This is a genomic window from Oryzophilus luti, assembly GCF_059726245.1.
Window position 1 is genome coordinate 158,683 of sequence record NZ_AP040874.1, and the last position, 22,295, is coordinate 180,977.

Sequence of the window (22,295 nt, forward strand, 5' to 3'; positions counted from 1 at the left end):
CTTGCGTACCGCCGGTTTCAGCTCATGGGTGACTATTTCCGCTAGTGAGATGCAGACTCTCTCTGATCCAAGCGGTACTCATAAGGGCAATGAAATCTCTGTGCGCGTTCCGGTGGCGTTTGCGCGCGAGAGGAGGCGCACGCTGCCGGAGTGCGCATGGGCAATCTGCCGTGCCAGCACAAGCCCCACGCCGCTGCCCTGTGGTTTGGTGGTGTAGAAGGGAACGAAGAGGTTGTCAGGGTTGGCGATGCCGCGCCCTTCATCAAGCAGGAAGATGCACACCTGATGGCTCGCGCACTCCCAGCCCATACGAACCGCCGTGCTGCCGTTCTCAATCGACGCTTCCGCGGCATTACGCAGCAGGTTGATGAGCATCTGCTCGATCTGGTCCGGGTCGATGTTCAGGGCCACGTTCGGGCCGGACTCCATGCACACACTCACGCGCGTCTCCATGGCCGCCACGCGCTCCAGCAGTGGACGCAGCTCAGTGTGTTGAAATACCGGTGGCGGTAACTGCGCCAGCGCCCGGTAGCCCTGCACAAAACGATGCAAGGCCTCGGCGCGAGCCTCAACAATTTCCAATCCGCGCCGGAAATCCGTTGCTGTCTCCGGCGCAAGTTGCAAGGCCGGTACGCGCGAGGCGAGGCTCTCGGCAATCGACTTGATCGGCGCCAGCGAGTTGCTTAACTCATGGCCGAGCACGCGGATCAGTCTCTGCCAGGCCACTCGCTCTTCATCGCGCAGTGGCGTACTCACGTCGGAGAGGACAAGCAGTTGGTGCGGCACGCCCGACTGCCGGAAGCGACTGCGGCGAACCAGCCATTTTGCGGGGCTTGCGCCCAATGTGACAATCGCTTCGTCATCTTCTTCCAGCAGTTTGTTTAACCCAAGCTCCTCTGCGGCGCATCCGATGGCCGTGCCGTTTGAGTGCGCGATCAGGCGTTCTCCAGCAGAGTTCACCAGTCGCAGCCGCCCCTGCATGTCAAAGGCAAACAGCGGCGCATCCATCACCTCGACGATGCGCTCCAGCAGCGCCGATGCCTCGCGGGTCTGCAGGCGCTCGTGCTGCAGCATGTCGGCCAGTGCGTTGATCTCTGTTGCCAACTCGCCGAGTGCATCAGGCGATCGGCCGTCGCGCGCGCGGAAGGAGTAATCCTCCTCGCGCAACGCGGAGAGCACGTTGCTCAAGGTACGCAGCCGGTGGGTCAGCGTGTCGATGAAGAATGCAGAAAGCAGAAGAGAGTAGAACAGCAGCGCCGCGAGTGCGGCCAGTGCCGTTGCCATGCTCATCTTCATCTGCCATGTCCAGAGCAGAACAAGTACAACGCCGGGCAGCGAGAGCAGGGCGCAGAGCAGCTTGGTGCGCGAGAGCAGCGAGGGCGGGCGCTGTCCGCTAGAGGCCATATTTCTCCATGCGGCGGTAAAGCGCGGCACGGCTCAACCCGAGCGATTCGGCTGCCTGGCTGACGTTTCCTGCGCAGCGCGCCAGCGCCTTGCGTACCAGCATCGCCTCCACATCTTCCAGGCTCATGGCCTCCAGTGCCGGAGCGGCAGTGCCGTTGTTGAGCGAGAGGTTGGCTGGCTCGATCATGGAGCCGCGGCAGAGCAGCAGTGCGCGCTCCACGCAGTGCTCCAGTTCGCGGACATTGCCCGGCCACGCGTACTGCATCATGGCCTGCAAGGCTGCCGGCTCGAACCCGGTGACGTTCTTGTTATAGCGCTCGCGCTGAACCGCAAGAAAATGCGCGGCCAGTTGCGGAATGTCCTCGCGGCGTTCACGCAACGGAGGCAGATAAATCTCAATCGTGTTGAGGCGGAAGAGAAGATCGGCGCGGAAGTTGCCGGCCTCGACATCCGCGCGCAGATCGGCGTTGGTGGCGGAAAGAACACGCACATCGACTTTCACCGTGCACGAGCTGCCCACGCGCTCCATTTCGCCGGTCTCCAGCACGCGGAGCAGCTTGGCCTGCTGTCGCAGCGGAACATTGGCAACCTCGTCCAGAAATATCGTGCCGCCGTCCGCAAGTTCAAAGCGTCCAATGCGGTCGGAGCGTGCATCGGTAAACGCGCCCTTTACGTGTCCGAACAGCTCGCTCTCGAACGTGCCTTCGGGCAGTCCTCCGGTGTTGACGGCCACCATTGCCTTGGCCGCGCGCGGAGAGGCCGCGTGCAGCAGCTTCGCCACAATCTCCTTGCCCGTGCCGTGTTCACCCGTGATGAGCACGTTGGCCGTGGAGGGGCCGACCTGAGCGATCAGATCAAGTACCGGCTGCATGGAGGGCGCCTCGGCGATGAATGTCACTTTGCCGGGGCCGCGCAGCAATGCGTTTTCAGTTTCCAGCCGCTGTGCCAAACGCAGCGCGCGGCACAGTTCGCCCTGCGTGCGCAGCAGCGTGAGCAGGCGGGTATTCTCCCACGGCTTCTGGATGAAGTCACTGGCTCCGCGCTTGATGCTGTCCACCGCGAGATCGATGTTCGCCCAGCCGGTCATCACCACAATGGGCAGGGTGGCATCGCTCGCGCGGAGTTGCGTCAGCAGGTCCAATCCCTCCTGCCCGGACGTGGTGTCGCGCGTATAGTTCAGGTCCATCAACAGCACGTCGAACTGGCGCGCGGCGGCTGCATCAAGAATGCCCTGCGGCGTGCGCGTGGTCTCCACTTGGAAGCCATTCGGGCGCAGAAGCAACTCGAGCGCTTCCAACACATGGGCCTGATCGTCGGCAATGAGTACGCGCAGCATCGGCTTCATTATGGCTGACGCTCCGCCACAAGGCCAGTCCGCGCCTCATCCACCGAGATTCCGTACTCCGCGAGAATCTGTCCGCTGGCGCGCAGCACCTCAATGCGGGCCTTTTCGCACGCGGCTTCCGCGGTTACCAGCGCGGAGGAGGCGACGGCAAGGTCGTGCTCAGCATTGAGCGTCTGCTGGTTCGACCCGGCGCCGAGCGTCTGCTCCTTCTGCATGATCTCCAGCGTGCGCTGCGCCAGCTCGCGCGCCTTGCGCGCGGCAGCCACGCGGCTCTTGCTCTGCTGCCAGGCATAGTGAGCGTTGCGGACTTCAATCCGTATGGTCTTCGTCAGCTCCTCGGCATAGAGCTGCGCCTGGCGGTACTCCAGCTCCGTGCGGTACTGGTCGGCTTTGGCCACGCGGTTGCGCAGCGGCAGAGAAAGCTGGACGCCAACCACGTAGTCAGGCGAAGAGTTGTTGAATGCACTCTGCATGGCGGTTCCCAGGCCGCTGTTGGCAATGCCGGGCGCTCCGCTGTAGTAGTTCTGGTTGGCGTCGCCGGCGTAACCGCTGCCTGCATAGGAGCCATAGAGTGTGAGCGAAGGCAGCAGCGCATTGCGCGCGGTCTTGCGGCTCAGTTCGCGGTTCTGCAGATCGATCGAGGACTCCTGCAGTTCCGTGCGGCTCTTCAGCGCCTGCTCGATCAGCGTCTGTACGGTTGGATCGTCGGACGTGGCGTCCTGCAGGCGGTCGAGCGGAATTACGGGCAGTTCTTCCAGCATGGGGTCTTCAAGTTTGCGCGTGATGGCGTTCTTCAGCAGCAGTTCCTGAAGCTGCAGGTTGGTGCGCGCCACCGTCAGCTCCTGCTCGCGGTTGGCCACCTCGGCTTCAGCCTTCAACACGTCCATGGCGGGGATGGATTGCAGTGCGAGCTGCTTGCGGCTGATCTCCAGCGTGCGCTGTGCAAAGTCGTAGGAGCGCTGTTTCACCTGCGCCTCGTCGTAGGCGCCGACAAGGTTCCAGTAAATGTTGGCGATCTGCGTGATGGTCGAGATGACCTGCGCGCGGAAGGCGATGTCGCTGATCTTGCGATTGTTCTTTGCAATGCGCACGTAGCGCAGGTTCGGCCCCAGCCCGAAGCCTGCCAGCAACTCCTGCTGCACGGTGAACTTCATGTACGAGTAGACCTGCGGGCTCAGGTCGTTGTAGCGGCTGTTGGTCGTCTCGCGGTCATTCACCAGCGTGAACTTTGCCGAGGTGCCGGTGGGGAACGCCTGCGAGTAACTAAACTGCGCCTGCCCGGTGTTCAGGTGGTAGGGGTTCACGCCATAGACCTGCGTATTGGTCAGCGTCTCGGTGCTGTGCTCCACGAACATGTTGCCGGTAATGGTTGGGTCGTAGCTTGAGACCGAGGTGCCGGTGCCCAGCGTCGACTGCACGAGACCCGAGGCGCCGGAACCTGCACCTCCCGCGCCGCTCGTGGTGCCGCCTGCACCGCCACCTGCGCCGCTGGCGCCAACGCCACCCTGTCCGCCGCCGGGCGTGCCTTGCACCACGCCGGTGTTGACGCCGCGCGCTTGCCCGCCAGCTTTGGTGCGGAGAATGTCGGCCTCGGCAATGGGAATGTTGTAGCGCGCGATCTCCAGATCGAGGTTGTTCTCAAGGGCCAGGTCGATGGCGTCACGCAGCGTCAACCGCAGCGCGCCCGTGGCAATCTTCTGTTGCAGACGGTTGGAGTTGCGCAGATTGGGCGCGCCCACCGTTATCCCGCGATAGGGCGCCACAGGATTGAACGAGCGCTGCAATTCCAGCCGCAAGGGCTGTTGGGGCTGCGAAGCTGCAGGCCCGGCGGAGCTTGGTGCCACCTGCGCCAGCAAGAGAGGTGAAGCCAGCAGCCACAGGCTTGCGACGGAAAAGGGTAGAAAGATTTCGCGAGCAACCTTCATCACACGTTTCGACACAATTTCACTCATATTCATTCGTTACTCCGAACGCAGGGCCACGCTGGGCTCGACAGAGACGGCACGGCGCAACGGCAGCGCCGCCGCCAGCAGGGCCATCAATGCCGTCAGCGCACAGGCGGAGGTCAGGCTCACCGCGTCGTAGCTGGTCACGCCATAGAGCATGCTGCGGAAGGCACGAGCCAGTGCCACGGCGCAGGGCAGGGCAACAACGACGGCGGCGATGGTGATGACGAGCATCTGCCGGGTGAGGAAAGCCGCAACGCTCGCGCGCGGTGCCCCCAGCGCAAGCCGAACACCGATTTCGCGGGTGCGCTGCTCAATCGAGTAACCAAGGACGCCATAGAGTCCGACAGCCGCCATCAGCAGTGAGAGCGCGGCAAAGCCAAGGGCAAGAGCGGCAATTGCCCGCTCGTTCTGCGCATTGTTCTCCACCTGCTTCGTCATGCTGTGCAGGTCGGTGGGTACCAGAAGCGGGTCCACCTGGTGGATGGCCTGACGCACCAACGCGAGCGCCACCTCGGGATTGCCAGTGGTGCGCGCATAGATCTGGACAGGCGGCAGCACCTTCAAGCGCCAATATGGCCGGTAGACCGCCGGGCCGATGTCTGTGCGCAGCGTGTTGTGCTTCACGTCGCCGACAACGCCCACGATTGTGAATGCCTTCTCCTCCGGGTGGTCGCCGTCGCCGGAAACCCAGTGCCCCAGTGCATTCTGCGGTGTGCCGAAATATCGTTTTGCCAGCGACGCATTCACGATGGCGACCCTGGGTGCGCCGGAAACATCGGCGTCGGTGAAGTCGCGCCCAGCCAGCAGCGGCTGGCGCATGGTGGCAAAGTAGTGGGGTGTGACGAAGGGCGTCTCGAAATCCATATTCTCGCTCTCCGTCGCGTGATGCCCTTGCACCTGAATGGTTGAGAAGCTGCTGCAGTTGGCGATTTCGGGATCGGTGGTCGCGGAGACCGAGGTGATTCCGGGCGTAGCCGCAAGCCTGGCGAGCACATTGCGCACGACGGGGCCGACCCGTTCACCTGAGTACCCGGACATGTTCGGATCGAGATGGAAGGTGAGCGCGCCCTCGGTTTCAAATCCAAGGGGCTGGTGCATCAGCGCGCTGGCGGTGCGCAGGAACATGCCGGCACAGGCCAGCAGAACCACGCTGAGCGCAATCTGTATGCCGACGGCGAGCTGGCGGAAACGTTGCGCTCCCTTGCTGAAGGTTCCCGTGTTTTCGCGCAGAGACTGCGCCAGGTTCGGACGCAGAAAATGCAGGGCTGGTGCCAGGCTGAAAAGCACGCTCATGAGCAGGGCCAGCGCGACGGTGTAGGTGAGCACATGCGCGTCGATCGCGCTGGAATACGGCTCTTCTCCCGGCTGTGAACTGGTGATGAGGCGGACAAGCATCGTGGAGAGGGAAGGGGCAATCGCCAGCCCAATCACAGCTCCGGTCAACCCCAGCACACCGCCTTCCATCATCAACTGCGCCACAATGCGCACGCGGCCCGCACCCAGAGCGTAGCGCATGGACATCTCACGGGCGCGCCCTGCGGCGCGCAACAGCAGCAGCGTGGCCACGTTCACCACGCAGATAAGAACCAACAGCACCGCCATGCTCATCAACACCAGCAGAGGCGTTTCCAAACCCTTGCGGTCGGGCGCAAAGCCCGCCGAGCCATCCACCACCTTGATTGAGGATTCATCGAGAAAGCGCTGCTTGAAGCGTGCCGACGGGTGTTCATACAGCGTCAGTTCATAGGCTCGTAGGCTGTGCCAGAGTGGTGCCAGCCCGGCCTGCGCCTGCTCGCGCGTCATGCCGGGCCGCAATCGCCCCACCAGGGTGATCCAGAGTGACTGATGGTTGTTGAGGTTGTCGCGGTCGCGCGCCCAGTCGAAGACAAGTTCGCACATGGTCATCGGCAGAAAGAGCATGGGGCGCGTACCGGCAATGGCCGAACGGAAATTCTGCGGCGCCACGCCAACCACGGTGAACGCGTTGCCATTGATGAGTATCTTCTGCCCAACAATGGCGCGATCGCCTCCGAAGCGTGTGCGCCAGTACTCGTAGGCGAGTACGACAACCGGATTGGCGTTCTTCTGTGTCTCATCCTGGCTGTTGAAAAGCCGCCCAAGTGCCGGGTTGAGCCCGAGCACATTGAAGTAGTTGCCGCTGACCATCTCGGCGTCTTCGTCCGTGGCCTGGTTGTGCCAAGTCACGCCGACTCCGGCACGCACCGTCGCCGCCAATCCGGAGAGCACCTGGTTCTTATCCCGCAGATCCCGGTACATCGGATAGGAGAAGTAATCATCTGCTCCTCCGCCGAACATGCTGGTGGAGCCGGAAAAAGTCCCCTTCCATTGCAGCCGCACCATTTCCTTCGGTTTGTGCACCGGCAGCAGACGCAGCATCACCTGATTGAATACGGTGAAGACGGCCACGTTGGCTCCGATACCGAGTGCGATGATCAGAACCACGGTCAGCGCGAAGCCTGGCGAGCGGCGCATCTGCCGCAGCGTTACCTTGATGTCTTGCCACATTTCGCTCATGCCACTACTCCGTTCGCAATGCTTCCATGGGGTTGATGGACGAGGCCCGGCGGGCGGGAACCAATGCGGCCAGCAGCGCCGTCGTTGCCAGCGTCACCACCACAAGCGTCAACATGCCAAGCTCATGCTGCGGCTCAAAGTGCGCGATGCTGGTGATCAGGCGGTAGGCTGCGGCGGTCAATGCTGCGCCCAGACCTAATCCTGCGGCCACTAGCAGCAGAACCTTGCGCAGCACCGCCGTGAGCACGCTGGCGCGGGTGGCTCCCAGCGCCATGCGCACGCCAATGTCCTTGAACGAGCGTTCCACCTCGTGGCTCACCAGGCCATAAAGGCCGATGACCGCCAACAGCAGCGCCACAGCGGCAAAAACGCCGAACAGCCAGCCTTCCATGCGCTCGAAAATCAGCGCGTCGGAGACGATTTCCGTCAGCGTCTCCGGATCGCGGAAGGGAACGGTCTCGTCCGCGTCATGCAGCGCGTTGCGCAGCGAGCCGATGAGCGCCTTCGGATCGCCATTCGCGCGCACCAGCAGGTCCATGTGTTGCAGCAGGTCCAGCCGCTGCTTTTCCGCCACCTGGTTGATCAGAAAATCGTGCTCGGCAAGCGGCGCGTCAAAGATGTTCTGCCGCACCGAGGGCATCACACCGATGATCTGGCTCTTCTCCTCTTCCTTCTCCGCGTCATCAATGTGGAGTCCGACGGGGTTCAGCCCGTTGGGCACGAACTTCTTCACGAATGCGTCGTTGACGATGATCGAGCCGGCCTTCACGTTCTGCGCGTCAGCGGAGGAGAACATACGGCCCTGTTTGATCTTCAGCCCCATCACGTCGTAGTAGCCGGGGCTGACCAGGCGAAACTCGGAGAGCATCTCCTGCTCCTTGGGATACGGCGGCTGACCAGTGATGTGTACGTCGCTGTTGTTGCCGTAATTCTGGATGGGCGTCAGGCTGACGACGCCCGCGGCAGCTACGCCCGGAATCTGCGCGACGCGCTCCAGCAGCGGTGTGTAGAAGCTGGCAATCGGATCGCGTGTGGCATAGTTGCCCGCCGAAAGGTCGATCTTCATCTGCAGGACTGACGCGGGATCAAAGCCGAGCGGCGTGTTCATTTCCTTCAGCACGCCGTGAATGAGCAGTCCAGAGGTGACGAGCAGCACCAGCGAGAGCGCCACCTGTGCCACCACGAACGAGGCCCGCAGGCGCTGCTGCCCGCGCTGCACGCCCGCGCGTCCGCCGCTCTTGAGCACTTCGTTGGGCGCGATGGCGGAAAGCCGCACGGCCGGAACCAGTGTCGCGAGCATGGTGAACAGCGTGGCTATGGCCAGCGCCACAAGCAGAACCATCCAGTTGATATGTATCTCCGCGCCGCGCGAAAGCGCTTGAATCAGAAATTCGCGCATACCGGCGATGAGTCCGCCCGCCATGAGCACGGCGAAGACGCTGCCGACGACGGAGTAGGCGAATCCTTCGGTCAGCAACTGGCGCACAATGCGCCCGCGTCCTGCGCCGAGCGAGACGCGCAGGGCCATTTCGCGCTCGCGCTGGATGCCGCGCGCCAGCAGCAGTCCGGCAATGTTAAAGCAGCCGATGGCCAGCAGCGCAAGCACCGCGCCGCACAGTGTCCACATGGCGCTGAAGGTCTGCTTCTGTCCGGCGCGATCCAATCGCAGCAGCCCTTCGTGGCGCGCCTCGTCCGTGTCGGGATAAGCGCGGCCCAGGTTGTCGAGCACATGTTGCACGTCGGCCTTGGCCTGCTGTTCGGTCACGCCGTCCTTCAGGCGTGCCACGGTCTTTAGAAAGTGGCTGCCGCGCTGATGCAACTCCCGATCTTCAAACTGCAGCGGAATGTAGACGGCGTTGCGCTTGGCGATGGGGAAGCGGAAGCCCGCGGGCATCACGCCGACGATGGTGTAGGGCTTGCCGTCCAGTTTGACCATTTGGCCCAGAATGCCGCTCTGCGCGCCGAACTGTGTCTTCCACACCTCGTAGCTCAGCACCATTACGTTGGCCGCGCCGCGCTGGTCTTCGCCCGCGAGGAACGTGCGTCCGAGTACGGGCTTCACGCGGAAGACGTCAAAGAAGTTTGAGGTGCCGCGCACTACGTTCTGCGAGACTGGTCCCGAGGGTGCCTCCAGGTTCATGCGGCTATAAGGTGTATATGCCGCATAGGCGGCAAAGCTGTGCGTCTGGTCCCGCAGGTCCACGTAGTCGGGCGCGGACTCCGGCTGACGCCAACCCATGCGCGCCAGCGACATGCTGTCGTAAATCAACTCCGGGCGGTCGTAAGGCAGCGGACGCAGCACCACGGCGTCCACCACGCAGAAGACCGCCGTAGCGGCGCCCACGCTGAGAGCGATGGTCAGGATCACCACAGCGGCAAAGCCCGGCCTCTCCTTCATTTGCCGCATGGCATAACGAAGGTCCTGTACAAACTGCCTCATGCATCCACCTCGGCCAGCTTCTTTGCCAGTTCGTCTTCACTCACCACCTTGCCGTCGAACAGATGAACCTGGCGCGTGGAGTGTTTGGCAAAGCGCGCGTCGTGGGTGACCATGCAGATGGTGGCGCCTTCCGCGTGCAACTCGCGCAGCAACTGCATCACGGCTTCGCCGTTCTTCGAGTCGAGATTGCCAGTGGGTTCATCGGCCAGCAGGATGGAGGGCGAGCCGGCCAGCGCGCGCGCTACGGCCACTCTCTGCTGCTGGCCGCCGGAGAGCTGCGCCGGATAGTGCCGCATGCGGTGCGCCATGTTCACGCGCTCCAGCGCCTTCTTTACGCGCTCCTTGCGTTCAGCGCTGCTCATGCCCGCGCGGTAGGTCAGCGGCAGCTCCACGTTCTCTTCCACATTCAGGTCGCCAATCAGGTTGAAGCTCTGGAAGATGAAGCCGATCTCCTGATTGCGTATGCGCGAGCGCTCGGCAAAGCTGAGGCCCGCCGTGGGCGTGCCGTTCAGCTTGTAGCTGCCGTCGGTGGGTGTGTCCAGCAGCCCCAGAATGGAGAGCAGCGTGGATTTGCCGCAGCCCGAGGGACCGCTGATGGAGATGTACTCGCCACGGTCAATGGTCAGATGCACTCCGGAGAGCGCATGCGTCTCCACTTCGTCCGTGTAGAAAACCTTGGTCAGTCCTTCGATTTCAATCAGCGTACCGTTTCCAGCCATTCTCTTCGTCTCCTAGTCCAACCGTATGCGGTCTACGTTGCTCCAACGCGACATGTCCGACAGAATCACTGCGTCGCCTTCGCGCAGTCCTTCCAGCACCTGCATGGCATTCACCGACGCGCGACCCACCTTGACCGAAACGCGCGTTGCACCCTTGCCGTCGGGATCGACCCGGAAAAGGCTCAGCGTGCTGTTCTCCTCGCCGATGGCGGGCCGTCCCATGCTCAGCACATTGCCCAGCCGGTCGAGGTCGATGGTTCCGTCCACGCTCAGGTCGGGGCGCACGCCCTTGGGCAACTCACCAACCAGCTCCACGTCCACGGTGACCGTGCCGCTCTGCACCGCCGGATCAATGCGCATGACGCGCCCGGCGATGATGCCGTTGTGTGTGTCGATTGAGGCGGGCTGGCCGATCTGTATGTCGCGTGCCTGTGTCTCGGGGATCTTCAGCGCAGCCTTCAACTGGTCGGGCTGCACCACTTTGGCGAGCGTGGTACCGGGGCTTACGTGCTCGCCAATCTGGTGCGGCAGCTCGCTGAGCACGCCGTGGATGCTGGCCGTGACGTGCAGTGCACGCAACTGCTGCTGCTTCAACTCGCAGATGGCCTTGGCCTGTTCGACCTTGGATTGCTGCACCGCTAGCGCCGAGGCGATGGCCTGTTCGTTCATGGTGAGCCGCTGCGTTTCCAGGCCGTTTCGCGTGGTCAGTTCGTCGGCCTTGCCGCGTGAGGCCTTATACGCAAGTCCGGAGATGACGCCGAGATCGTAGAGCGCCTTGTCGGTCTCCGCCTGCAACTGCGCCTGGCTGTAATCAGCCTTCACCGTCGCGGCCGAAGCCTTCTGGTTCATCAGCTCGCTGTGCAGCTTTACCTGCAGGTTGTGGTACTCGGCCTGCGCGGCCTTCAGCGTGAGCGAGGCGTCAAGCGCCTCCTGCGTCAGTTGCGGCGCACTCAACTCCATCAGCACAGTGCCGGGTTCCACCTCGCGGCCGGGCAGCGCCAGAATCCTGGTGACGATTGCATCGCTTTGAGCCGGAATCAGCTCCAGACGGTCTTCGCGAGGAACCAGCGTGCCGATGCCGCGCACCTGCCGCACCATGGGGCCGCGCTTGACCGTGTCGGTCCAGATGGCGGAGCGCTCAACGCTGGGCGCCGCCGGCTTGAGCCGCGCCAGCGCCACGGCCACTGCGGCCACTGTTACGACCACAAGGGCGGCAATGGCAACTCGGCGTCGCTGAAGTCTTTGTTTGATGTCGGGACGGGCAATATCCATGCCCGGAAGGAATGCACGTGCCGTGCCAGATCGATGGGCAGCAAGGCACCGCACATTCAATCACTTACGCGCGTCTGTGGAGATCGCTTGGAGGGGATTTCGTTCGGAATCGCGAAGGCCTGTTCGGAATCGAACACGGGCGACAGCACCAGCGATACCCAGTGTCGGCGCAAAGAAAAACCCGCTCAGGTGACGGGCTTTCGCTGATCTTGATTGGTAGCGCATCTATGTTCCAGTTGGAACCGAATCCTGACATGGCTCGATAGCATGGACACGCTGCGGGGAGCAAGGCCCACTCAGTAGTTCAGGCCCGGTTCATGTGCAGACTGTGCCAAGGGACGTGATGGTTGGGCGCGGAACAAAGTGCTCACCTTGTGCGGGTATTAAGGAAGTTTTGGTGGATTCGAATCGTGACCAGTGGAGCAACTCCCAAGCCGCCGATAAACGAGCCTTGAATAGCGAATAACGGGAATGGCGCACGCTATCGTGAGTGGGACGTTTGACCAATGGAAAGCATGGGAATGGAGTGCCCGATAAATCATAAGCTCGATCAGCCCACCAAGACAGAACGTATTCACTAAGAGAGCAACAAAGACGGTACGCAGCGAAGAATTTTCAAGTACGCGAACGTCCCATCCTCGGTTCATGAAGTCGAAAGACTCAAACATGTTGCTCATATGGGGCACGATTATAGCCACAGGATAAGTTTGTGTCAGCCAGAACCGGCGGGTGCCCCATGCAAGCTTTCTGTTGGCTTGAGTGAGGAAGTTTCCTGCCTCTGAATTTTCGCCGCAAACGAAAACCGCCCAGTCAGGGCGGCATCTAGAACGATCTTGGTAGCGCTACCGGGAATCGAACCCGGGTTTTAAGATTGAGAATCTCACGTCCTAACCCCTAGACGATAGCGCCACTCGAATTGTCCTATTCAATATAGCAAAACCCGGGCTGTGGAGAAAAGGGGCGGAGGGCCTGTGAGGAGCCATTTACAGAGGTTGGGGCAGCAGATGTTCCGGAGAGCCCTAGTCCGGAGCATCTGCATTGAGCGGCTGCTGTGTGTTATGGCGCCGGGCCTTCAGCAAGTTTCATACTGCGATAAGCTGCCCAAACCGCCCGCGGGATGGCATACTGGAATGCTTCTCTCAACCTCAACCGCAGAGGGATTTCATACTATGGCGACGACGAAGGGTGTAATCGGTATTCTTACGGGCGGGGGCGATGTGCCGGGCTTGAATCCGGCCATTCGTTCGGTGACCTTCCGCGCTCTGCGCGAAGGCTATAAGGTGATTGGCATACGTCGCGGCTGGGCCGGGCTGGTGGACCTCGTCCGCGACAAGGATTACGACAACAACGACAATTTCCAGTATCTGTCCGAGGCGGTGGTCAACCGCGCCGGACGCACCGGCGGCACCTTCCTGCATTCTTCGCGCACCAACCCCAGCAAGATGAAGAAGGACGCCGTGCCCGAGCACCTGAAGGCGCAGTACAACGCCGAGAAGAACGACCTGACGCCCGAGGTGTTGAAGAACCTCGAATGGCTCGGCATCGACTACCTCATTCCCATCGGCGGCGACGACACGCTCAGCTACGGCGTGCGCCTCTATCAGGAAGGCGTCAAGGTCATTGCCATTCCCAAGACGATGGACAATGACGTTCCGGGCACCGACTACTGCATCGGCTTCAGCACCTGCGTCACGCGCACCATCCAGATTGCGAACAACCTGCGTACCTCGGCCGGCTCGCACGAGCGTTTTCTCGTCATGGAGGTCTTTGGCCGCTACGCGGGCTTTACCGCCATGCTGCCGACCATGGCCGGCGCGGCCAACCGCTGCGTCATCCCCGAGCACCGGTTTGACATTGAGCGCCTCACTGAGCTGCTGGTGAACGACCGCAAGAAGAACCCCAGCCACTACTCGGTGGTGCTGGTGAGTGAAGGCGCCATATTTGAGGGCGGCGAGATGGTCTTCAGCGACGAGACGACCGACGCCTTCGGCCACAAGAAGCTGGGCGGCATCGGAGACCTGGTGAGCGCGGAGCTGAAGAAGTATTCGGCCAAGTATAACGGCGGCAAAACCGTCGACGTCATCAACCAGAAGCTGGGCTACCTGGTGCGTGGCGGCGACCCGGATGCCATCGACTCCATCGTGCCTATGGCCTACGGCAACCTCGCACTCGACCTCATCCTGAGCAAGATTCACGGACGGCTGGTGGTGCTCAAGAACGGCCGCTATGACAACGTGCCCATCGATCAGGTGACGGCCACCAAGAAGGTCGTGAACGTGAAGGAGCTTTACAATACCGACCGCCTGCGTCCGCACTACAAGAGCTTCGAGATGAAGCCGCTGTTCATCATGACCGGCGAGTAGTGCAGGGAACAGGGGCCAGGGATTAGGGGTTAGAACAAAACAGGCCGTCCGAAAGGGCGGCCTGTTGCATGTTCGGAAGGAAAATATCGGAACGGGCGTCATCCTGAGCGAAGCGAAGGATCTGCTTTTGATCTTGACTAGAGGGAACGGCAAAAAGCAGATCCTTCGTCGCGATGCTCCTCAGGATGACACCACGGAAGATGTGTCTGGGTGCCCCAGGTTCGCGCCGTGTTGTCTGGCGCTAACCTGGGACGCGATTCTTCGCAAGTCTGCCTACTTCGCCACTTCGCGGATGGACTCTTCCAGCAGGTCGAGCGCGATATCAGCCTGTTCGCGCGTGACCACCAGCGGCGGCGAGAGGCGCAGCGTGTTCGGTCCGCAGCCAAGCACGAGCACGCCCTTGGTAAAGACCTTGTCCACGATGCGGTCGCGCAGCTCGGGCGACGGCGTCTTCTTCGCTTTGTCGCTGACGATCTCGATGCCGATCATCAGTCCGCGCCCGCGGACATCGCCCACCAGCGGCAGCTTCTCCGGCCAGGTATTCAACCGCTTCATCATGTGCTCGCCCACTTCGGCGGCGTTGCGCACGCCTTCGCGCTCAAGAATGTCGAGCGTGGCGAGCGCGGCGGCGATGCACACGGGGTTCCCTCCGAAGGTGGACGCATGCGAACCCGGTGCCCAGTCCATCACGTCGGCCTTGGTCAGCAGCACGCTCAGCGGCATGCCGCTGGCAATGCCCTTGGCAATGCAGATCATGTCCGGCTCAACGCCGGTGTGCTGCACAGCCCACCACTTGCCGGTGCGGCCCATGCCCGACTGCACTTCGTCGACGATGAGCATGATGCCGTGCTTGTCGCAGATGCGGCGCAGTTCCTGCATGAAGACCGGCGGCGCGGGCAGGTAGCCGCCCTCGCCCTGGAAGGCCTCGACCACAATGGCCGCGCACTCTTCGGGCGGAACTTCGGTGCGGAAGACCGTGTCCTCAATGTAGCGCGCAGTCTCAAGCGCGTAAGCATCGGCATCGGTGCCTTCGGGCCGGTGGTAGAGGTTCGGATAGGGCACGTGCACCACGCCCGGCACCAGCGGGGCGAAGCGGCGGCGCTGTTGCGCCTTGCTGCAGGTGAGCGAGAGCGCGCCCATGGTGCGTCCGTGGAACGCGCCGTAGAAGGCGATGATGTACTGCCGCTTGGTGTGGTAGCGGGCCAGCTTGAGCGCGCCTTCAATGGCTTCGGCGCCGCTGTTGCCGTAGTGCACGCGGTGCGGCCCTTTCATGGGCGCAATGCGCGAGAGGCGCTCTGCCAGCTCCGGCATCTGCGGGTAATAAAAGTCGGTGCCGGACATGTGCATCAACTCGGCCGCCTGCTTCTGGATGGCGGCGACCACCTCCGGGTGGCAGTGACCGGTGGAGGTGACGGCAATGCCGGCGGAGAAGTCCAGGAACTCGTTGCCGTCCATGTCCTCGATCACCACGCCGCGTCCGCGCTTGGCCACCAGCGGGTACGTGCGCGTATAGGACGGCGAAATCAGCCGCGCATCATCCTCAAGAATGCGCTGCGAGTTGGGACCGGGAATGGCCGTGCGCAGGTGCGGACCGGCGGGACAGGCGGTGTTGTTCATGGCGACCTCCAGATGCGACGGGGCAACGCGGCGCGGCCGCGCCCGTCTTGAAATTGGCTAACGCAGTTGGCGAACCAGAATGAAAACGCGAACGGCAGATCAGCGGAGGTCGGGGAAGTTAGTCGCCGGCAAATAGGTTGGGACGCGAGCAGGAAGGGGAGAGGTGAACCTCAGCGCGGGGCGAACAGAAGCGCGACCAGATGGCGCGCACGCTCAGAGCCCGCACCGGATCGTGCATGCGGTGCGGCTTCGGCGTGCGGTTTCCCCTCGGGAAATACACCACGGCCTCTCCTCGCTCTGGATGCGAAAGTATATCCCAAAACCGGCGTTTTGGAATCCCCAACTTTCCGTTTGAAAGCGAGGCAAATGACGCTGCACGCCCGTTGAATCAAGTCCTGACGCTACATGCCGATAGCAGACTCAGACTGGCTGAGGACGGAAGAATGATGCTTTCGATTGGGCGGAAAATCTGGGTTATGTCATTGACCGTGGTGGCATTGTTTGCGCTGGCGAGCGTTGGCGCCTACTGGAAGCTGAGCGACTCATTACGCTGGCAGAAGATGGTTGTGGACGTGAAGTGGCCGTCGGAACAGACGATCGCGCAGGCCACGGTTTCCATGAACATGGCCAAGGCCAACGTGCGTGACGCCATTCTGGATGCGCAGAACCCGGCGCAATTTGCGAATGACGCCGAGCAGATGGAAGCCAATCTGGCGAAGGTCAACAAGGCCGTCGAAGGGCTGAAGAAAATTTCCAAGGGCTTCCAGAAGCAGGAAAACCGCGACCGCGTGAATCTCATCGCGCAGAACGCGCCCCTCATCCAGGCGGCGCAACGGCGCACGCTGGAGAAGGCCCGCGCGGGCGACACCGCAGGGGCGCTGGTCGAGGTACGCAGCATTGCCCCGCAGGCTGCGGCCACACGCAAAGCGCTGCAGGAGCTTTGGGAGCAGAACCAGGCGCTAACCAGCGAGATCTTTGTCAGCGAGCGCGCGGACACAGAGGCCGCCGTACGCTGGCTGGTGATCTGCTTTGTGCTCAGTTCGGCGTTGTCCATCTCGGTGAGCCTGGTGGTGGCGCGCAAGCTGCAGCAGGGCGCCCGCAGAATTTGCTTGCGCGCCGAAGACATTGCCCACGGAAAGCTGACGCCGGAGCCGCTCGACGCCTCCGGTGGTGACGAGTTCTCGCAACTGGCCGCCTCCATGAACCTGATGGAGCAGCAACTGCTTGGCGTTGTTCGCAAAATTGTGGATACCGCGCGCGCCTTGGGCGGAGCGAGCGAGAAGATCACCTCCGCCGCCAGCCTGACCGCAGGCAGCGCCAAGGACCAGACCGACCAGACCACGCAGGTGGCGGCCGCGCTGCACCAACTCGCCAACAGCGTGCGCTATGTTTCGGAAAATTCCAGCTCCGCCACCGAGGCCTCGACGCGTGCCTCGGAGACCGCACAGTTCGGCGGGGAACTGGTGCAGGGAACGCAGGCGCTCATGCACCGCATCTCCGAGGTCAACAGCACGCTGGCCGAGCGCGTGGAGCGGCTGGGCAAGAGTTCGCAGCAGGTGGGGACCATCGCCAACGTGATTGACGATATTGCCGACCAGACCAACCTGCTGGCGCTGAACGCCGCCATTGAGGCCGCACGCGCCGGGGAACAGGGCCGCGGTTTCGCCGTTGTCGCCGATGAAGTGCGCAAACTCGCCGAGCGCACCACGGCTGCCACCAAGGAAATCAGCGGCATCCTTCAGACCGTGCAGACCGAGATGAAGGACGCGCTGGCGACGATGGCCGAAGAGCGCAAGGATGTTGTTTCCGGGCTGGAAGGCGTGGACAAGGCCGAGGGCGCTCTGCGGGAGATCATCGAGACCGCGACTCGCGTGAAGTCGATGGTCACGCAGATTGCCGAAACTTCCACCGAGCAGGCCTCCGCCACCGAACAGATCGGCCAGAGCGCAACGCGCATCGCGGGCATGGCCTCGGAGGCCAACCAAGCTGCCGATGAGACGGCGCGCAGTTGCGAACAGCTCTCCGAACTGGCCATGAATCTGGAGGAAATCGTCAGCCACTTCCATCTGGATGGCCAGGAGACCGTGGTTGCGCAGATTCCTCCGCTCGGTTCCGGCGCTTCGCCGCAGGCGGAAGACGATTTCAGCGGCTTCCTGTCGGACGATCCGCTGTGGAATTCACCGTCCGTGTTGCCGGAGTCTCACCCGCGACCGTAAAATCAAAGGTTACGCACCTTTGAAGGACGGCCATGTCGCTACAGCTCTATAACACTCTCAGCGGCCGGGTGGAGAATTTTGCCCCGGAGCGCGACAACACTGTTCGTTTTTATGCCTGCGGCCCCACGGTTTATGACTACGGGCACATCGGCAACTTCCGCACATTCATTGCGGTCGACATCCTGCGCCGCCATCTGATTGCCAGCGGCTACAAGACGCAGCACGTCATGAACATCACCGACGTGGATGACAAGATCATCCGCAACTCGGTGCAGCGCGGCCTGGCCATTCACGACTACACGAAGAAGTACATCCAGGCCTTCCTCGACGACATGCAGACGCTGTCCATCCAGCAGCCCGAGCAGATCGCCCGTGCTACCGAGCACATCCCGGAGATGGCCGAGATGATTCATCAGCTCGAAGAGCAGGGCGTGGCCTACAAGGCGGAGGATGGTTCCTACTACTTCCGCATCGCCAAGTTCCCCGAGTACGGCAAGCTGAGCAAGAAGGATTTTGCCGGCATGACCGACGGCGCGCGCGTGGACGTGGATGAATACGACAAGGACAACGCGCGCGACTTCGCACTGTGGAAGGCTCCCAAGCCGGGCGAAGAAAAGTGGGAGACCGAGATCGGCCCCGGTCGCCCCGGCTGGCACATTGAGTGCTCCGCCATGAGCCGCCGCTACCTTGGCGATACCTTTGACCTGCACGCCGGTGGTGAAGACCTCATGTTCCCGCACCACGAGAACGAAATCGCGCAGACCGAGGCGCTGACGCACAAGACGTTCGCGCGCTTCTGGATGCATGCACGTTTTCTGCTCGTCGAAGGGCAGAAGATGTCGAAGTCACTCGGCAACTTCTTTACCTTGCGCGATCTGGTGTTGATGGGCCACAAGCCGTCATCGCTGCGCTTCCTGCTGGCCTCAGTGCCTTATCGCAAACAGTTGAACTTCACCTTTGACGGACTGACGCAGGCGGCCGCTTCTGTGGAGCGTCTGCGCAACTTCAAGCTGCGGCTGGAAACTTCGCAGTGGCCCGAGGGCGAAAACCCGGTCGTGGCGGAGCTTGCAGCAAAAGCCTGTGGGCAGATGCGCGTTGCGCTCGACGAAGACTTGAACACCGCGCTGGCGCTCGGAGCCATCTTCGACCTGGTGCGTGATACCAATGCCGCCGTCGACCGTGGCGAGGTTCGGAAGGGTGACATTCCGGCGCTGCTCAAGGCGCTGACGCAGTTCGACGCGATCTTTGACGTGCTCACCGATAACGATGCCGCGCGTGTGAAGCAGGTAGTGGACTGGGCGCAGGCCGAAGGGCTGGGCGAGAAAATTTCACCGGCTGCTCTGGAGATTGCCCGCAGTGCGTCGCTCAGCGATGCGCAGGTGGAGGAGTTGGTGGCGAAGCACTCGGCTGCACGCAAGTCGCGTGACTTCAAGGCCAGCGACGCCATTCGCGATCAGCTTGCCGCCGAAGGCATCGTTCTGGAGAACACTAAGGACGGTGTGCGCTGGCATCGCAAATAGCCTGTGTCGCAGATTGAAAACCAACAAGCTCCGCCATGTGCGGAGCTTTTTGTTACAATCACATGTTTGCCGGAACCATCGGTAAACGCACTACGTATTCATCAGGAGACGGTAAAACCGTCCGGACGGAATGGAACGAGTGCGGCAGAAACGACACGCGCCCGCGGCCCAGCTGCGAACCAACCCGTTGTTTCCCAGGCCCCGCACTGCGTTTCATCTGTTCACTTTTGGAGGAAACCGGTGAAACTCGCAGTCCGTATCGCAGTCGTGCTCGTGCTGAGCGTGCTCGTCATTCCAGCCTTCGCCAGTGATACCCACAACATTGGCATTCAGTTGGAGAACAAAACCATCCTCGCCGGCACCAACGTTCCCGCCGGCAACTACACCATGGTCATCGACCGTGACGGCCAGCAGGTGAAGTTCACCCTGAAGCAGGGCAAGAAGGTCGTCATCGAGACCAAGGCCAGCTTCGTCGAAGGCAAACCCCTCGCCGACGACGTGGTGGTGGTGAAGAGCTCCGACAAGGTGAAGAGCATCGACATTCCGAAGCTGAAGGGCGCCGTCGTCTTCAGCGAGTAACTCCTGCTATCGTTTCAAGTGAAAGGCCGCGCCGCGTGCGCGGCCTTTTCATTTCTGCGCGGCGGCATCGATTCCTGCGGAACCGTATCCGCGCCGGCTGCGTACTTGTCATCACCGGGACAGAACGCAAGCGTCACGGGAAGTGAGACGTGTGCAGCACGCCGGCACGCACGCGAATTCACGCCAATTCACGGAGGAGAGCACGCATGAAACGCACGCTGCGTATCGCTGCCATCGTCCTGTTGGCGTTTGCCGCAACTGCGGCCTTCGCCAGCGAAACCCAAACTGCAAGCCTTACCTTGTATGAAAGTGTCACGCTGGCGGGCACCCGCGTTCCCGCCGGAGACTATCGCCTCAGCGTGGAGCGCGACGGCGCAAACGCAAAGGTGAGCCTCATGAAAGGCCGCACCGCGGTGGTGCAAACAAGCGCAACGTTTGTCGAAGGCGGTACCTCCACGCAATTGTCCGTGGTGGTCACCAATGGCGAGCATGTCCGCGAAATCCAAGTGCCAAAGCTGAAGGGGACATTGAAGTTCGAAGGTGCCCAGGTGTCGGGCGCAGAGAAGTAGCGAGCATGGGGACCGTGACGGCCGCGCCACGTGCGCGGCCTTTCTGTTGCGCGCCGTTTAATCTCCGGCGGATTCCAGCGGCCCGAGTTCTTCGTCTGCCACGGTGCGGTCTTCGCGCGGTTTCAGCTTGGCTCCGGTCACCAGAATCACGCTGATAATGATGATGATGGCGCCGGCCATCATGTAGCTGTTCAGCTTCTCATCCAGCACCAGCCAGCCGAGAAAGACTGCGACAATCGGGTTGACGTAGGCGTAGGTGGCCACCTTGGGAGTGGGCACGTTGCGCAGCAGCCATATGTAGGCGGTGAAGCCGATGATCGATCCGGCGATGATGAGGTAGACGACGGCAAGCAGCGAGCTGCGCGCCCACACCGTGCGGTGCAGGTCTCCAATGGCGAGCGCGCCGGCCGAGTTCACCACGCCGGCCATCAGCATCTGCCAGCCGCTCGAGGTGTAGGGATCGATGTTCATCTGCCAGCGCTTGGAGAGGATCGACCCGCTGGCCCAACTGAAGCTCGAGGCCAGCACCAGCGGCGCTCCCAGCAGTGAATCCTGCGCCAGCGAAAGGTGACGGAAGTCCGGCCACAGCAGCACGCCCACGCCAAAGACGCCAAGCGCGATGCCCGCCACGCCGCGCGCGCTGATGTGGTCGCCGCGCGTGCTGAGCGACTCCAGCAGCAGGAACCACAGCGGCGTAATGGCGATCAGCAGCGCCGCCAGCGTGGTTGGAATCTTTGTCTCCGCCCAGCCCAGTACCACGTTGCCGGTCACCAGCAACAGGAAGCCGATGATGGTCAAACGCAGCAGTTCGATCTTCGTCACCAGGATGGGGCGCTTCTGCCACCAGCACCAGCCCAGCATCATCAGGCCGGAGACGGTGAAGCGCAGTCCGCCCATCACCAGCGGCGGAAGGTGGTCCACCGCCAGCCGGATGCCCAGGTAGGTGGAACCCCAGAGCACATACACGAGGGCAAACGCCACCACTACCTGCATTCGGAATTTGGATTGTTCCTGCGTCATACGAGGAGTTTCATCCAGCTTAACAGAATTACGGGAACGCGTTGGCCTGCGCCGTCTTTGGTCCGCGCGGAAGCTCGGCAGAACATCATCAAGGATTCGCGAGCGCCGCACGTGGCTGCACAATTTGTGTGCAGATGGCTGTGCGTCGGCTATTACGGGAAATTGTTGAGGATGAAAGTTGCGGCTGGTTAACTGTGCTACTGCATCTGCACGGAGCGCAGGCGCGTGCTGGTCAGGTGTATGTAGTGCAGGGCCGAGGCCAGCGTGAAGGCGAAGACGCCTTGCAGGAAGATGTAACGCGCCATCAGCACCCAGGTTTCCACGCGCACATTTGCCAGCATCACGAAAAAGACTGCGCCGATCTGGCACGCCGTGTTCACCTTCCCAAAGATGCTTGGGCGGAAGTCGCGCAGAGAGGTTGTCATGTAGAGCACGAGCGAGACGGCGAGGATGCCGATATCGCGCGTGAAGACCAGCACCGTGTAGCGCCACGGAATCTGGTGCGTGAGCGAGAGCGAGATGAACAGCGAGCTGAGCATCAGCTTGTCGGCAATCGGGTCCAGGTATTCGCCCAGCTTGGTGCGCTGGTGCAGCGCGCGCGCCAGCAGTCCGTCAAGCCCGTCGCTCAACCCGCAGATCACGAGGATGATCAGCGCCGCCTGGTAACTGCGGTCGAGCACATGGATGACCATGAAGGGCACGAAGACAAGCCGCAGCAGCGTGATCTGGTTGGGGGCGTTCCACACT

15 protein-coding genes and 1 tRNA gene are annotated in these 22,295 nt (G+C 62.0%); 5 read left to right on the forward strand and 11 right to left on the reverse strand.

Annotated features, from left to right (window positions below; genetic code table 11):
* Positions 1-78 precede the first annotated feature (78 nt).
* The 8 genes from AC6IZO_RS00665 to AC6IZO_RS00700 form a co-directional block, all read right to left on the reverse strand.
* Positions 79-1,404 (reverse strand): sensor histidine kinase, encoded by a 1,326-nt coding sequence (locus tag AC6IZO_RS00665; RefSeq protein ID WP_497806957.1) that lies wholly within the window; start codon positions 1,402-1,404, stop codon positions 79-81.
* Complete coding sequence (locus AC6IZO_RS00670; protein WP_497806959.1) at positions 1,394-2,749, reverse strand: sigma-54-dependent transcriptional regulator; 1,356 nt, start codon at positions 2,747-2,749, stop codon at positions 1,394-1,396. The genes AC6IZO_RS00665 and AC6IZO_RS00670 overlap by 11 nt, the downstream gene beginning before the upstream one ends.
* On the reverse strand, positions 2,749-4,707 hold the full coding sequence (locus AC6IZO_RS00675) for a TolC family protein (RefSeq protein WP_497806961.1): 1,959 nt from the start codon (positions 4,705-4,707) through the stop codon (positions 2,749-2,751). The genes AC6IZO_RS00670 and AC6IZO_RS00675 overlap by 1 nt, the downstream gene beginning before the upstream one ends.
* A 3-nt stretch (positions 4,708-4,710) precedes the next feature.
* Positions 4,711-7,233 carry an ABC transporter permease gene (locus AC6IZO_RS00680; protein ID WP_497806963.1) on the reverse strand — a complete coding sequence of 841 codons (2,523 nt, stop codon included), beginning with the start codon at positions 7,231-7,233 and terminating at the stop codon, positions 4,711-4,713.
* Between the two features lie 4 nt (positions 7,234-7,237).
* Positions 7,238-9,673, reverse strand: a complete 2,436-nt coding sequence (locus AC6IZO_RS00685) for an ABC transporter permease (protein WP_497806965.1) — start codon at positions 9,671-9,673, stop codon at positions 7,238-7,240.
* On the reverse strand, positions 9,670-10,392 hold the full coding sequence (locus AC6IZO_RS00690) for an ABC transporter ATP-binding protein (protein WP_497806967.1): 723 nt from the start codon (positions 10,390-10,392) through the stop codon (positions 9,670-9,672). The genes AC6IZO_RS00685 and AC6IZO_RS00690 overlap by 4 nt, the downstream gene beginning before the upstream one ends.
* A 12-nt stretch (positions 10,393-10,404) precedes the next feature.
* Complete coding sequence (locus AC6IZO_RS00695; RefSeq protein ID WP_497806969.1) at positions 10,405-11,664, reverse strand: efflux RND transporter periplasmic adaptor subunit; 1,260 nt, start codon at positions 11,662-11,664, stop codon at positions 10,405-10,407.
* An 834-nt stretch (positions 11,665-12,498) separates the two neighbouring features.
* A tRNA-Glu gene (locus AC6IZO_RS00700) sits at positions 12,499-12,573 on the reverse strand.
* A gap of 260 nt (positions 12,574-12,833) precedes the next feature.
* Between AC6IZO_RS00700 and AC6IZO_RS00705 the strand changes: the two genes are divergently transcribed.
* Entirely contained in the window at positions 12,834-14,027 is a 1,194-nt protein-coding gene (locus AC6IZO_RS00705; protein WP_497806971.1) for a 6-phosphofructokinase, read from the forward strand.
* 273 nt (positions 14,028-14,300) lie between these two features.
* Here AC6IZO_RS00705 and AC6IZO_RS00710 read toward each other — a convergent pair whose 3' ends face one another.
* Positions 14,301-15,644: an acetyl ornithine aminotransferase family protein gene (locus tag AC6IZO_RS00710; RefSeq protein WP_497806973.1), complete on the reverse strand. Its 1,344-nt coding sequence runs from the start codon at positions 15,642-15,644 to the stop codon at positions 14,301-14,303.
* A gap of 446 nt (positions 15,645-16,090) precedes the next feature.
* Here AC6IZO_RS00710 and AC6IZO_RS00715 point away from each other — a divergent pair, with 446 nt between their 5' ends.
* The 4 genes from AC6IZO_RS00715 to AC6IZO_RS00730 all read left to right on the forward strand — a co-directional run bounded on the left by AC6IZO_RS00715 (position 16,091) and on the right by AC6IZO_RS00730 (position 20,528).
* Positions 16,091-17,860: a methyl-accepting chemotaxis protein gene (locus AC6IZO_RS00715; protein WP_497809908.1), complete on the forward strand. Its 1,770-nt coding sequence runs from the start codon at positions 16,091-16,093 to the stop codon at positions 17,858-17,860.
* Between the two features lie 32 nt (positions 17,861-17,892).
* The gene (gene cysS / locus AC6IZO_RS00720) at positions 17,893-19,380 is read left to right on the forward strand and encodes a cysteine--tRNA ligase (RefSeq protein ID WP_497806975.1); all 1,488 of its coding nucleotides are present in this window, start codon (positions 17,893-17,895) and stop codon (positions 19,378-19,380) included.
* Between the two features lie 240 nt (positions 19,381-19,620).
* A complete protein-coding gene (locus AC6IZO_RS00725; protein WP_497806977.1) occupies positions 19,621-19,959 on the forward strand; it encodes a hypothetical protein in 339 nt (112 codons plus the stop codon).
* A gap of 206 nt (positions 19,960-20,165) precedes the next feature.
* Positions 20,166-20,528, forward strand: coding sequence for a hypothetical protein (locus AC6IZO_RS00730; protein WP_497806979.1), 363 nt, complete (start codon positions 20,166-20,168; stop codon positions 20,526-20,528).
* A gap of 57 nt (positions 20,529-20,585) precedes the next feature.
* Here AC6IZO_RS00730 and AC6IZO_RS00735 read toward each other — a convergent pair whose 3' ends face one another.
* Both AC6IZO_RS00735 and AC6IZO_RS00740 read right to left on the reverse strand, forming a co-directional pair.
* The gene (locus AC6IZO_RS00735; RefSeq protein ID WP_497806981.1) at positions 20,586-21,521 is read right to left on the reverse strand and encodes an EamA family transporter; all 936 of its coding nucleotides are present in this window, start codon (positions 21,519-21,521) and stop codon (positions 20,586-20,588) included.
* Positions 21,522-21,745: 224 nt separating this feature from the next.
* Positions 21,746-22,294, reverse strand: coding sequence for a CDP-alcohol phosphatidyltransferase family protein (locus tag AC6IZO_RS00740; RefSeq protein WP_497806983.1), 549 nt, complete (start codon positions 22,292-22,294; stop codon positions 21,746-21,748).
* Between the last annotated feature and the right edge of the window lies 1 nt (position 22,295).

Coding starts and splice junctions, on each gene's coding strand:
- AC6IZO_RS00665 (WP_497806957.1), bottom strand. CDS start 1,404: ATGGCCTCTAGCGGACAGCGCCCGCCCTCGCTGCTCTCGCGCACCAAG.
- AC6IZO_RS00670 (WP_497806959.1), bottom strand. CDS start 2,749: ATGAAGCCGATGCTGCGCGTACTCATTGCCGACGATCAGGCCCATGTG.
- AC6IZO_RS00675 (WP_497806961.1), bottom strand. CDS start 4,707: ATGAATATGAGTGAAATTGTGTCGAAACGTGTGATGAAGGTTGCTCGC.
- AC6IZO_RS00680 (WP_497806963.1), bottom strand. CDS start 7,233: ATGAGCGAAATGTGGCAAGACATCAAGGTAACGCTGCGGCAGATGCGC.
- AC6IZO_RS00685 (WP_497806965.1), bottom strand. CDS start 9,673: ATGAGGCAGTTTGTACAGGACCTTCGTTATGCCATGCGGCAAATGAAG.
- AC6IZO_RS00690 (WP_497806967.1), bottom strand. CDS start 10,392: ATGGCTGGAAACGGTACGCTGATTGAAATCGAAGGACTGACCAAGGTT.
- AC6IZO_RS00695 (WP_497806969.1), bottom strand. CDS start 11,664: ATGGATATTGCCCGTCCCGACATCAAACAAAGACTTCAGCGACGCCGA.
- AC6IZO_RS00705 (WP_497806971.1), top strand. CDS start 12,834: ATGGCGACGACGAAGGGTGTAATCGGTATTCTTACGGGCGGGGGCGAT.
- AC6IZO_RS00710 (WP_497806973.1), bottom strand. CDS start 15,644: ATGAACAACACCGCCTGTCCCGCCGGTCCGCACCTGCGCACGGCCATT.
- AC6IZO_RS00715 (WP_497809908.1), top strand. CDS start 16,091: ATGCTTTCGATTGGGCGGAAAATCTGGGTTATGTCATTGACCGTGGTG.
- cysS (WP_497806975.1), top strand. CDS start 17,893: ATGTCGCTACAGCTCTATAACACTCTCAGCGGCCGGGTGGAGAATTTT.
- AC6IZO_RS00730 (WP_497806979.1), top strand. CDS start 20,166: ATGAAACGCACGCTGCGTATCGCTGCCATCGTCCTGTTGGCGTTTGCC.
- AC6IZO_RS00735 (WP_497806981.1), bottom strand. CDS start 21,521: ATGCAGGTAGTGGTGGCGTTTGCCCTCGTGTATGTGCTCTGGGGTTCC.